The 12,681-nt window shown below is 66.4% G+C and carries 9 protein-coding genes; 1 reads left to right on the top strand and 8 read right to left on the bottom strand.

From position 1 onward, the window contains the following. Window positions 1-36 precede the first annotated feature (36 nt). From ACFQE9_RS09250 to ACFQE9_RS09215, 8 genes are all read right to left on the bottom strand, one after another. A complete protein-coding gene (locus tag ACFQE9_RS09250) occupies window positions 37-1,032 on the bottom strand; it encodes a hypothetical protein (protein WP_379743648.1) in 996 nt (331 codons plus the stop codon). After that, window positions 1,029-2,228 carry a signal peptidase I gene (locus ACFQE9_RS09245; protein ID WP_379743645.1) on the bottom strand — a complete coding sequence of 400 codons (1,200 nt, stop codon included), beginning with the start codon at window positions 2,226-2,228 and terminating at the stop codon, window positions 1,029-1,031. Before ACFQE9_RS09245 ends, ACFQE9_RS09250 begins: the two co-directional genes overlap by 4 nt. Next, the gene (locus ACFQE9_RS09240) at window positions 2,225-3,685 is read right to left on the bottom strand and encodes a hypothetical protein (protein ID WP_379743642.1); all 1,461 of its coding nucleotides are present in this window, start codon (window positions 3,683-3,685) and stop codon (window positions 2,225-2,227) included. Before ACFQE9_RS09240 ends, ACFQE9_RS09245 begins: the two co-directional genes overlap by 4 nt. Next, window positions 3,682-4,491 (bottom strand): hypothetical protein, encoded by an 810-nt coding sequence (locus ACFQE9_RS09235; protein WP_379743639.1) that lies wholly within the window; start codon window positions 4,489-4,491, stop codon window positions 3,682-3,684. The genes ACFQE9_RS09240 and ACFQE9_RS09235 overlap by 4 nt, the downstream gene beginning before the upstream one ends. Before the next feature lie 202 nt (window positions 4,492-4,693). Next, window positions 4,694-6,322, bottom strand: a complete 1,629-nt coding sequence (locus ACFQE9_RS09230; RefSeq protein WP_379743636.1) for a hypothetical protein — start codon at window positions 6,320-6,322, stop codon at window positions 4,694-4,696. Window positions 6,323-6,453: 131 nt separating this feature from the next. Next, window positions 6,454-8,100 carry a SipW-dependent-type signal peptide-containing protein gene (locus tag ACFQE9_RS09225; protein WP_379743633.1) on the bottom strand — a complete coding sequence of 549 codons (1,647 nt, stop codon included), beginning with the start codon at window positions 8,098-8,100 and terminating at the stop codon, window positions 6,454-6,456. Window positions 8,101-8,231: 131 nt separating this feature from the next. Next, window positions 8,232-9,899, bottom strand: coding sequence for a SipW-dependent-type signal peptide-containing protein (locus ACFQE9_RS09220; RefSeq protein ID WP_379743630.1), 1,668 nt, complete (start codon window positions 9,897-9,899; stop codon window positions 8,232-8,234). 92 nt (window positions 9,900-9,991) lie between these two features. Beyond that, window positions 9,992-11,548, bottom strand: a complete 1,557-nt coding sequence (locus tag ACFQE9_RS09215) for a vWA domain-containing protein (RefSeq protein ID WP_379743627.1) — start codon at window positions 11,546-11,548, stop codon at window positions 9,992-9,994. A 360-nt stretch (window positions 11,549-11,908) separates the two neighbouring features. Here ACFQE9_RS09215 and ACFQE9_RS09210 point away from each other — a divergent pair, with 360 nt between their 5' ends. Then, entirely contained in the window at window positions 11,909-12,457 is a 549-nt protein-coding gene (locus ACFQE9_RS09210) for a DUF7344 domain-containing protein (RefSeq protein WP_379743624.1), read from the top strand. Window positions 12,458-12,681 lie beyond the last annotated feature (224 nt).

The following is a 12,681-nucleotide window of genomic DNA, read 5'->3' as shown; positions in this document are numbered from 1 at the left end:
GGGATAAACGCTCGCTCTGGAGTGGCCCCGCCTCAATCACTCCGTGTCGGAGTCCGCATCCTCGCTGCCGCTGCCGTCGTCGCCGGACTCGCCATCGCCTCCGGAACTGCCGCCGGTATTCTGGCCGCCAGTACCGGATCCGCCGTCAGATCCGCCGTCCCCGTCGCCGGACGATTCGTCTTCGCCGCCGTTCGATCCATCGTCTCCGTCGCCGGACGATCCGTCGTCGTCACCATCCGTGTCGCCTTCGGCTCCGCCATCCTGTTCGTCGTCCGCGTCCGTGTCCGTATCGCCATCGTTCTCGTCGGCGTCGGCGTCGGCGTCGGTATCCTCGTCGCCGCCGTCCGTTTCCTTCTCGTCGTTCTCATCGCCGTTGGCGTTCTCGTCGTCGCCATCGTTGTCATCGCCTTCGTCCGGGTTCGCCGGTTGCTCGTCGTCCGGATCCTCGTCTTCGTCCATCTGCTCGTCCTTCTCGTCCGATTCCGCGTCGTCGTTCTCCTTCGCTTCGCCATCTCCACCGTTCTCCTCGTCGTCTCCACCGTCCTCCTCGTCGGGAACTTCCCCGGCCTCGTCGCCCTGCTCGCCGCCCTCCGCACCGTCTTTCTGCACGTCGTCTTCCTGCACGTCGTCTTCTCCCAGTTCTCCGTCCTCGCCCTCCTGAGCTTCCTCGTCGTCGGGGGATTTTTCCTCGTTCACGCCGCCCAGCAGACCGATGGGTTGGCCGCCGTTCCCGTTTCCGCCACCGTTCCCGCCTCGCTTCGCGTTCGGCTTTTTCTGCTCGTCGCCCTCCTCACCGTCCTCTTCGGTCTCGTTCAGCGTCGCGATCTCCACCTCGGCATCCGCGTTGCCGTAGTTCCGCTCCACGACGTCCGTCGTGTACCCGTCCGGTATCTCTCCGGTCTCGATCGTGCCGCTCACCGCCGCCGAATCGCCGAGCAGCGCCACCGTCGCCGCGCCGCCGCCGAAGGCGGCGAGCGTGACGCACAGACAGACGATCCCGACCGCCAATCGACCGTATCTTTCGGTTGTCATTTCTGATCCTCCCCGTTTCGCCCCGTCGTGTCTCGAGCGGCGCCCATCGCCGACTCGTCGACCCGGGCGCCGTTTTCCACCGGGATCTCGACGCGATCCTCCGCTTTCGCTTCCGTCGATTGGGTCGCTCCATCGATCGACGCGGCGGACTCGGGATCGGGGTCGGAACCGGCGGGATCGCCGCCATCCGTGAGGCTTCCCGCTCCGTCCGTTCCGCCGGTCCCGGAGTCGACGATTTCCGGCGTCCCATCCGCTCCGCGTGCCTCGTCAGTTTCGTTGGATCCGTCCGAATCCGCCTCCGGATCGACGTCGGTCCCGTCGTCCTCGTCGCTCTCACCGCCGCTCAACCGCATCGAGACCATCGCGCCGCCGATCGCGAGCGTCGAGAGCACGGCCGCGAACGCGACGGCGATCGAAAGCGACGTCTGCAGCTCCCACGCGATGTAGACGCAGTAGGGCGTGACGAGGACCAACACGCCGGTCGAGAGCTGGAGGTCGTTCTCGGTGAGGACGACGTCCTCGTCCGGCTCCTCGACGGCTGTGGTCGCCTCCAGATTCCGATCGCCTCCGGCTGCCGCGCCGGTCGCGGTGGCCGCGTCCGAATCGACCGCGGTGGCGTCCGAATCGGTCGCGGCGGCGGTCGACGCTCCCGTCGTGGCCGACCCGTCCGCCTCTGCGTCCGAACCGCCCTGCGAGGCGCCGCGACTCGCCGCCAGAAGCGACCAGAGTTCCGTCACGATCAGCAGTCCGATCGGGATCGCAACGAGAAGCAGGAACCCCTCCCGCGAGTTGACCGCCTGGATGACGTAGCCGATGTACGGGATAGTGACGAGCACCGTCCCGAGGACGTTCCCCGCCGGCACCGTGCTCGCGTCCACGTCCTCGTTGGCGTCGCCCTTCGTCTCGAACTGCCGGTCGGCGCCCTCGCCCTGGACGCCGACGACGCGGTGGGTCACCGGCGTCTCCGAGCCCTCGCGAACGAAGGTGATCACGTCCCCGGTTCCGACGGCCCCCGGATCGGTCTCGTCGACGATCACGACGTCGCCCGGCTGGATCGCCGGGGCCATGCTCCCGGTGAGCACCACGAAGCTGTGCTCGGCGCCGATCACGCCCGGGACCGCGTAGATCACGAACGGGATCACGACCGCGAGCAGCACCAGCAGGCCGAGCCCGCGAACCACCGTGGAGCGGTTCATCGCTCGCTCACCTCACAGATGGCGTCGCCGTTCTTGTTGGTCGCGGCGACCACGGTCAGCGTCCGGGTATCGTCCGTGACCGTCTTTCCCGGGCCGAACGGCTTCGAACAGCTCGTGTGGATCGTTCCGAGCGTCCACTCGTCGTCGTTCGAGTCGACCACCGAGAGGTCGAAGTTCGGCTGATGATCCCCGTTGAGTGGGACGGTGAACTTGTCGCCCGATTCGACGTCCTCGACCTCAGTCATCTGTCCGTCCGGCGGGCCGCCCCCGTTCGACTGCTGGGGTCCACCCCCGCCCGACTGCTGCGGCTTTCCGTTGCCGTCCTCTTGCTGGTCGATCACGACGGTCACGGTCCCCGGGCCCTCGTACTCGAAGGTCGCGCTGGCGACGCGCTCGTCACCCTCGTTCTCACAGGGGGCGCAGTCGCCGTTTCCGCCCTCTCCGCACGTGAAGACGGTGATCGAGTCGATCCCCGGACGGGACGTGTCGTCGCCCTCGTCGCTCGGCGTACAGATGCGCCCGCGCGTCCGGGTGAGCGGATCGACATCGTGAGTGACGCTCTGGTCCTCCGACTCCAGCTCCACCTCGCAGATCGGCGGCGCCGTCGACTCGTCGCCGTCCTTCAACAGACGGAACGCGACACAGACGGTCTCGCTGGTCCCGTCGCCGTCGACGGCGTTCGTGACCTGGAGGACCTCGATCTCGTGTTCGTCGTCGCCGTCGAGCTCGTAGCTCGCACCCGGCACGAGCGTGTCGTCGAGCTTCACCGTGCCGAGTTCGCTGCACTCCTCACACTCGAAATCGGGGCACGTAGCGGCGTCGAACGCCTCCGACGTCGCCTCCGATTCCGGAACGTGGCGACACTGTTCGGCCACCAGTTCGAACTCGAGGTCGCTCGTTGCGTTGCCCGCCCACGCGGCGTCGCTCGGGAGCCGGTAGTCGAACACCAGACACGGATCGTCCGCCGCGGAGAGACACGGATCGTTCGGATCGTCGACCCGAACGCCGCCCGCGAGATCCCCGCGAAGCTCCGAAAGCGACGTCCAGGTCCCGCTCGAGTTGAGGGCCCGTCGGGTGTCCTCGTCGCCGCAGGTCTCCTCGATGGCCAGCCGAACCTCGAGGGCCTCGCCGAGCGGGTCGATGGCGGGCGGACAGGCGGTCCGAAGCCAGACCCGGATCGGGTTTTCGTCGATCGACAGCCCGAACCGTTCCGTCCGGCTGTCGCCCGGGTCGAGATCCCCGAAGGCGAACGTCGTCTTCCCGCCGAGCGTCTCACAGGACGTGGAGTCACACTCCACCTCGAGTCCGACCGCGCCGGCGCGCTGGGCGCTCGAGACGGTCTCGCGATCCGAGAGGTAGGCGGCGCTCGTCGCGCCCCCGGCCAGCCCGAAGGCGCCCATTCCGGTCACGCCGGCAAGTACCTGTCGGCGGCTTACGCCGGGCGGATCTCGGCTCATAGCTCACCTCCGCACTGTTCGGCCCGGAACGCGAGCCCGAACTCCGCCGCGGTTCCCTGGTAGGCGTTGGTGACCGACTCGTCGATCCGCCAGGCGAACCCCAGACAGAGGCGGTCGCCCTCCTCGAGACAGCCCTTGAGCCCGCTCGTGATGGGGAGCCCGTCGCCGTCCGGACCGTACTGGTCGCCGAGATCGCGAAGCGTCGTCTCGATCGCCGGGTTCTCGGGAACCGACTCCGCGCCCTGACAGCCGCCGATCCCGAGGATTCCGGTGTCGTACCACAGCGCCACCTCGATCACCTCGGCGAGGGCTCCGGAGACCGGCCCCTCGCCGCTTCCGTCCGTCACGAACAGCCGCACGCGGGCGTCCATCTCCTCGATGGCCAGCCCGATCCCGACCGCTCCGGAGTCCCCCGGGAGCACGTTCGAGGCGTCGATCAGCGGTCCGGGAACGCCGGAGGCCTCGCTCTCGACGCTCGGTCCGGTGGGCGTTCCGGTTCCGCCGCCTCCGCCGCCGTTGGTTTCGTTCGAGTCTTCTCCCTCCTCCGGGTCGTCGTCGCCGTTGGACCCGTCGTCCGTCGGCTCCCCGTTGTAGGTGCTGTTCCAGCCGACGCGGATCTGCGGTCCGTCCTCGGGGGTGGAATCGGGCGTCGCCGCGTAGGTGTACCGCGTGTACCGATCGACCGGACCCGCGGAGGGCCGGCTCGGCGCGAGTCGCCTCCCCGCGGTCAATCCGACGACGCCGATGCTACTCGCGCCGGCGAGGAGTCGTCGTCGTGTCAGCGTCGATCGGTCTTCGTTCGTCATGTCCTTCGTTCATCCCCCGTCGGAACGGCCATCGTTCCCCCGCTCGTCGCCTCGGGCAGCGGCCGTTCCCGTTCGAGTAATTCGATCGGGCGCTCGAGACATATGCATGCGTCCCCTACCGGTCGCGATTCCGGCGGTATGCACACCATACCGTCCGAAACGTCCGGATCCTGTCGCCCATGAACCGACCGGCGAGTCCGGATCACGACTGGGATCCTCCGTCGATCTCCTCCGTGCTCCCTTCGGTTTCGCTCCCGTTCACCTCGGTTTCGTTCCCGTTCTCGCCGTCGTCAGCTTCGCTCCCGTTCTCGACCCCTGGCGAGTCGTTGTGGCGGCACTGCTCGGTGTAGAAGCCGAGATCGAAGCCGACCGAGTCGGTCTGGACCTCGTTGCCGACCGCACACGGGAGCCACCACTCGAGGCCCACGTAGTGGGTCGTCGAGGGTTCGAAGCACTTCGGATCGGGATCCGGGTCCGGGTCGGGATCTGGATCCGGACCCGGCGTCTCGCCCTCGTAACAGATGCTGACGTGACTCACGCCGTATCGCTGGTCGCCGGTCCGGAACGGCGCGCCGAGCCCCTCGCCCGCGCTCGCGGTCAGGACCTCGCCGTTCTCCGTGCGCCGGCAGATGTTCGCGTTCGGGCCGCCCTTGACGATGATCGTGTTCGCCTCGAAGCCGTCGAGTTCGACGTCGAACGCCCGGACGTCGGAATCCTGGCCGCCCGATATCTCCGTGACCGTGATCGTCACGGTCCCGACGGCGGTCTGGTACGTCTGCGACTCGCCGACCGCGCTCGGCAGGTCCTCGGACTCGATCTTGATCGCCCGGAGCAGTCCGTGGTCACCACAGGTCGGGTTCCCCGGCTCCACGTGGCAGTCGTCCTCGGTCAGCGTGACGCCGTCGTCGCCGACCGGCACGACCGGCGTGACCGGTCCGACCGGCGTGTCTCCGCCGTTCTCCGCACCCCCGCTCGGGGAAAGCGGCAGGCCACGTCCCTCGCCGAGCAGCTCCAGCACCGATCCCAGCGGACCCGTGACGATCTCCGTCTCGCCGTTCTCCACGAGGTTGTCGCCGTCGTCGTACCACAGCCGAACGAACAGGTGTTCGGCCAGTTGGCCCTCCTCGGGAAGCTCGTCGTACAGCTCCGCGAGCCGCTCGCGCTCGGGTTCGCTGTAGCCGTTCTGGGCGTTCTCCGTGAGCTCCCCGGTCAGCCAGACGTATCCGGGGTTGTCACACAGGTGATAGCTCAACGTGATCTCGCCGAAGTCGCACGGCTTGACGTCCGAAAGCGAGACGAGGGGCTCGTAGGTTCCCTCCTCCTCGTTCCAGGTGTCGTCGTTCTCGGTTCGCAGGCCGGTCCCGTCGCCGTCCTCGCGCGGGTCCATGTCCGCGGGGACGTCGGCGCCGAGCGCGCAGACGTACGCGTCGGACTCCGGGTCGTCCCACCCCTCCGGCGGGCTCTGTATCCCGTCGTCGGTGTCGTCCGGGTATGCCTCGAGCGCGGTCGCGTTCATGAAGTCGTCGACGTCCCCCTGTGGGACCGCGAAGACCGGCTCCGAGCTGGGGAATCCTCGCCGCTGGCCGAGGTCCTCGTCCTCGCCGAGATACGTCCCGTACTCCGTGCCCGCGCTGCCGTCGAAGTAGTGTTCCGACCAGTCGAGCTTGAGGTCGAGCGTTCCGGCGACGAGCGTGTTCCCCGTGAACCGCTCCTCGTCGTTCAGGTAGGCGGTGGTCCCGAACCCGGCGCCGGCCGAGGCGACGCCCATGGCGCCGAGTCCGGCGAGTACCGTCCGTCGCGAGAGTCCGGGTCGATCGTCGTTGTTGCTCATGATGTCCCCGTTGGGGAATCCCGCGGCCGGAGTCGAACCGGCCTCGGATCCCGACCACGTCGGCCGTATCCGCGGGAACCGTTCCGGGCGTCCGGAACGGAAGTTCGGGTGCGATGCCGCTCGATCGGATTTTACTCGGGGGTCGGAGTCCCGGTCGGCGTGGGAGTTGGCGTGCCGTTCTCCGCGGTCGAGTTTCCGGGGTCGTCGTTGTGGCGGCACTGCTCGGTGTAGAAGCCGAGGTCGAAGTGCGCCTCGTCGCCCTGGATGATGTTTCCAACCGAGGTCGGGACCTCCCACTCGAAACCGATGCAGAAGCCCGCGCGGGCGGGGTAGCAGTCCGCGCCGAGCTGGACCATGCCCTCGTCCTCGTCGTTCTCGAGTTCGAAGGTGTTCTCCATCAGCTCCTGGAGCGTCCCCTCGAAGATTGCTTCCTCGCCCTCTTCGACGACTTCGTCTTGCTCGTTTACCTCATCCTCGTCGTAGACGTTGTTACAGTCCTCGTCGTACCAGACCGTGACCTCGACCTTCTCGGCGAGATGGCCGGAGTCCTCGACCTCGTCGACCGTCGTCGGGCCGTCATTGCCGGCTTGGTCGAGTATCGCGTCGATCTCGGGTTCGGTGAGGGTGCCGCCGTTCTGTGAGAAGTTGGCGGCGGTCATCCAGACGTAGCCGGGGTTGTCACACAGATGGAGCGAGAAGGTGATCTCGCCGCTGTCGCCCGGTTTGACGTCGGTGAACTCGACGAGGTGCTCCTGGTCGGGGTAGTTCTCGCTCTGGAAGACGGCCGGCACGTCGAGTTCGGAACCGCTGTCGATTCCACAGGAACTGTGGATGGTGACGGGGCCTACCTCGTTGTTCTCGCTCTCGTCGAGACCGCTCTCGAGAACGATCTCGTCGGAGTCCTGGCCGCTTCCTCCGCTGAGGATCATGACTTCCTCTACGATGCCGTCGTCCTCCCTCCGGCTCTGCTCGGCTGCGGCACCGTTGAATGCCGCTGAAAGTCGGATGGCGAACTCGTCGTTGAGTGGGCCGAGCGCGCCGCCGTCGGTGTACCCCTCCTGCCACGCCCAGTCGGCCGTCCACTCGGAGTAGGGGTCCGGCCCGTCGTCCTGTTCCTGCCAATCTCCGGTCCCGGTGAAACCGGATCCGTTCGGGGCGCCCTCGAGAGTGTAGGAGGCTACTCCGCCGCCGTTCGCCTCCTGATCGTCGTTAACGACGACGAGGCTCAGCTCGCCGTTTGCCGTGTTCTCGTAGAGGAAGATTACGCTCGTATCCGCCCTCGTAATATCGCCGTTTTGAGCGGCGAAGTTGCTGTAGTCGTAGAAATCCTCCACGCTCTCCTCTCCACTCAGCGGTTCGATGCAGTAGGACTCGTCGCCGTAGGTGACGTAGTACTCGTCGTCCTCGCAGTCACAACACGCGGGAATCTCGGCGGCGTCGAACACCGGCTCCGTCTCGCCGGCGCCGGAGTAGTGGACGCCGTCGAGGTCTTGGAGACCGTCGCCGTAGCTCTGGTCGTCCATCGCGGTGTCGGGGTAGGCGTTCACGGCGTGGTCGCCGACTTCACCGTCGCTGCCGGGGATCGGCCCGTTGTAGGTCTGTTGCCAGTCGACCTTGAGGTCGAGTTCGCCGGCGGTGAGCGTGTTTCCGGTGAACGATTCCTCGTCGCTGAAATAGGCGGTCGTGCCGAGGCCGGCACCCGCGGAGGCGACGCCGATCGCGCCCATGCTCGCGAGTACCCGTCGACGCGACAGCCCGAGTTTATCTTGCTTGCTCATGCTTGCACATCCCCCTTACGGGGAGCCCCGCGGCCGGAGTCGAACCGGCCTCGGATCCCGGCCACGTCGGCCGTATCCGCGGGAACCGTCCCGAGCGATCGGAACGGAAGTTCGGGTGCGATGCCTCTCGATCAGGCTGTCTGTTCGGTGCCGTTCTCCGTCGAGTCGTTCTCCGCAGTCGCGTTTCCGGGGTCGTCGTTGTGGCGGCACTGCTCGGTGTAGAAGCCGAGGTCGAAGTGCGCCTCGTCGCCCTGGATCTCGTTGCCGACCTCGGTCGAGACCTCCCACTCGAAGCCGATACAGAAGCCCGCGCGGGCCGGGTAACACTCCTGATCACCGTCATCGACGCCGAGGGGGATCATGCCATCGTCCTCGTCGTCCTCGAGTTCGAAGGTGTTCTCCATCAGCTCCTGGAGCGTTCCCTCGAAGATCGCTTCCTCGCCCTCCTCGGCTTGCTCGACCTCTTCGGGATCGTCGTAGACGTTGTCGCAATCGTCGTCGTACCAGACGGTGACGTCGACGTGGTCGGCGAGGCGACCCGCCTCGAGGTCGACCTCGCCATCGTTGCCGTACTCTCCGTCGAGTAGGGTTTCCCGTTCAGGTTCGGTGAGGGTGCCGCCATTCTGTGAGAAGTTGGCGGCGGTCATCCAGACGTAGCCGGGGTTGTCACAGAGGTGGAGTGAGAAGGTGATCTCGCCGCTGTCGCCCGGTTTGACGTCGGCGAACTCGACGAGGTGCTCCTGGTCGGGGTAGTTCTCGCTTTGGAAGACGGCCGGGACGTCCAGCTCGACGCCGCTGTCGATCCCACACGAGCTGTGGATGGTGATCTGATCGACGTTGTCCCCAGCTTGGGTGACCTCCTCTACGACGATCTCGTCCGAGCTACCGAACCCGGATCCGCCGCTCAGAACGACGAGTTCCTCGATCTGTCCCGACCCTAACGGATTCCGGTCAGCCGCCTGGTTGAACGCGGCCGAGATCCGGAGCGCGAAGTCGTCCTCGAGGTGGCCGATCGCGCCGCCGTCCGTTCGGTCCGTTCCCCAGGCCCAGTCGACCTCCCACTCCTCGTACTGCTCGAATCCCTGGCTCTCGTTACCCTCGATGTCGTCTTTGACCTGCCAGTCGCCGCTTCCGACCAACCATCCCGAGCTGCTCGGGGCGCCTTCGATCGTCACCGACGCGGCGCCGCCGCCGTCCTCGTTCGTGTACGCGTCGTGTACGAACACGAGACTGAGATCCCCCGCATCGTCCTCGTGGAGGAACATCACGCTCGTGTCCTCCCGTTGAATGTCGTCGTTCTGGGAGGAGTACTGGACGCTTCCGCCGGCTTCGACGTAGTCGTAGAAGTCCTCGATGCTGTCCGCAGAGGTCACCGGCTCGATGCAGTAGGACTCGCCACCGTAGGTGAGGTAGTACTCGTCGTCCTCGCAGTCACAGCAGGCGGGGATCTCCGCCGCGTTGAAGACGGGTTCCACGTCGCCGGCGCCGGAGTAGTGGACGCCGTCGAGGTCTTGGAGGCCGTCGCCGTAGCTCTGGTCGTCCATCGCGGTGTCGGGGTAGGCGTTCACGGCGTGTTCGCCCACTTCCCCGTCGCTGCCGGGGATCGGTCCGTTGTAGGTTTGCTGCCAGTCGACCTTGAGGTCGAGTTCGCCGGCGGTAAGCGTGTTTCCGGTGAACGATTCCTCGTCGCTGAAATAGGCTGTGGTGCCGAGTCCGGCACCCGCGGAGGCGACGCCGATCGCGCCCATGCTCGCGAGTACCCGTCGACGCGACAGCCCGAGTTTATCTTGCTTGCTCATGATCTTCGTCCCCTCGTGGGGGAATCCCACCGGCGGAGTCGAACCGCCGTATCACGGGGGAGAACCCCCGTACCACTGTGGGAGGTTCTCGTTCAGTCGGCGGTGCCGCTGCCGTTGGTGCTGTTCGCGCCCGACGGGAGCCCGTTGTCGTCGGTGAAGTTGCCGTCGAACGGGTTCTCCGGCGGCTCGTCGTTGTGCCGGCTCTGGAGCGCGTAGAAGCCGAGATCGAAGCCGACCGAGTCGGTTTGGACCTCGTTGCCGACGTCATCAGGCAGCTCCCACTCGAAGCCGAGACAGTGGGTCATTCCGCCGACGAACGGGTCGTCCTCCTCCGTGGAGCGGTCGCCGTCGAGGGCGATCCCCTCCTCGAGGGCCTCCATCGTGTTGGCGAGCGAGTCCTCGAGGATGACCGTCTCGCCGCCGGTGATCGTCTCTCCGACCTGCGAGAAGAGCTGCCCGATGGCAGCGTCATCCGCGCCGATGAAGACGTGGTCCTCGTCCGGATCGCTGGCGAGGTCATCGAGTTCGTCCTCGCTTGCCCCGCCGACGCCGATCGCGAAGATCTCCGTTCCGGCGTCCTTCGCCGCCTGTCCGTCGGTGTTGATGTCGCCGTCGCCGAAGACGACCATGATCCGGCGCACGCCCTCGGGACAGTTCTCGAGATCACCCTGTGCGGCGTCCACGCCGGCTTGTGCGTTGGTACCGCCGCTGGCGCTCAGGTTCTCGATCGCGGGCCCGACACCGTTCCCTGCGGCAGGATCGCCGGGCTGGTCGTCGTACACATCGGTGAGTGTCTGTACGACGCTCCCGTTGTTGTCGAACTCCGATACGCCGACCTGGTTGTCGGAGTTGGCATCGAGAATGGTCTGTGCGAGCTGTTGAGCTCCGTCCTTCGCGTTTTCGATCCGGGTCCCGCCCATCGATCCGGACGTGTCGATCACGAGTTGGACGCACACTTCCTCCGACCCCGTACCGTCGCCGGCGTCGTGGACGTTGTTACAGTTCTCGTCGTACCACAGCTTCGTCTGGATGGCGTCGGCGAGCTCGCCATCGCCGTCGATCTCGCTGTCCGAGAGATCGTTGTTCTCGTCGTCAGAGGCGGCCTCGGGCTCCGTGACGGTGTTCTCGTCGTTGGCCGTCAGCGCGCCGTTCATGTACATCCACGCGGGGTTGTCACAGATGTGGAGGCTGACGGTGACCTCGCCGGAGTCTCCCGGCTTCACGTCCTCGAGGGTGAACACCGGGATCTCGTCGCCGTTGATGAGTCCGAGTTCCGGAGCACAGAGATCCGTGTTCTGGACCTCGTCCTCCCAGAGGTCTCCGTCGTCGACGTCGGGGACCTCGCCGATCAGATAGGTCCCCTCCTCGTCCTCGACCTCCTCGACCTCGAAGGGCTCGCCGGGTCCGTCCTCGCTGTACCAGCCGTTGATCTCCTCCAAGCGGCCGGGGCCGCCCGAGTATGTCGCCTTGTAGTCGAGCTTCAGATCGAGCTCGCCCGCGGTGAGGCTGTTCTCCTCGAAACTCTCCTCGTCGCTGAAGTAGGCGGTCGTGCCGATTCCCGCGCCGGCCGAGGCGACGCCGATCGCGCCGAGGCCGCCGAGGACGCGACGTCGGGAGAGTCCGTGTCTGTTGTCCGTGTGATCGCTCATGGTGTGGTCTCCTGAACGGATCTCGTGGCCTCGACGGCCCGACCGTTCAGTTGTCGTTCCCTGTGAGCGGATCCCACGTAGTTACGAGTCGACACGTCACGTCCGAACGACCGCTTCGGGAGGATGGTGCGTGAATTCGGGTGTTTCAACGGCTCGTTCGCTCACGATCGGCGGTTTTGAACGATCCATTCTCCTCGTCAACACGTCTCAAACAGACCGTTCGGCGACCGTAGTCCGGCCCTACGGCCGTTCCCACGCCGCGTTCGCGACCGGTAGGGTCCCCATCCTGACGGTTGATCCGGCCTAACTGCGAGTCGATACCGCCTCTCGACGATCCATGACGACGAAGGTGATGTCCACATGCCCATGTTTCGAACCACCGACCTCCCGGAATCGGACGTCTATACCGTCCTCGCGAACGCGCGGCGTCGCGAGACGGTTCGCCATCTGACCACCTCGAACGGAACGATCACCCTCGGCACGCTCGCGACGGAGATCGCCGCCGAGGAGACCGGCCAGTCGCCCCCGCCGAAGGCGGCCTATGACAGCGTCCGCAGCTCGCTTCGCCAGACGCACCTCCCGATGCTCGACGATCTCGGCGTCGTCGAGTACGACCCGGACACACACGTGATTCGCCTCCGCGAGCGCGCACGCGACGTGGACACCTACATGGAGCTGATCACGCCCTACGGCATCACCTGGGGGGAGCTGTATCGGACGCTCGGCGTCCTCTCGCTTTTCCTCGTCGTGGCCGCGCTGCTCGAGGCCCCCGTGATCGCGCTCGTCGACCCGCTCTTGTGGTCGAGCCTCTCGCTCGCCGTCTTCGCGGTCGCCATCGCCGCCCAGTTTTGGACCCACCGCTGGTACGTGATCCGTTCCCTGCGCGGGCTCGAACGGGGGTGGCGGTGACCGATGCGCCCCACGGCCACTCACCGCCGACGCGCGAACCACCGACACGCGGGGATCCACGCCGCCCGGTCGCCGCCTGCCGACGTGTCCTCCGACGGGCTTCACCAACCATGTCGATCGTTGTCACTCGATTCATCACGATTTCGGAATCGAATGAAAATGTGGAACATACATACCACGACGACTCGTTCGAGGCCAGTTGTAGGACCTCGCCATCGTCGGCG

This window comes from Halopenitus salinus, assembly GCF_042662125.1.
Classification (GTDB): Archaea; Halobacteriota; Halobacteria; order Halobacteriales; family Haloferacaceae; genus Halopenitus; species Halopenitus salinus.
Note: the sequence above shows the minus strand (reverse complement) of the source record. Positions and strands in the feature narration are given on the sequence as shown.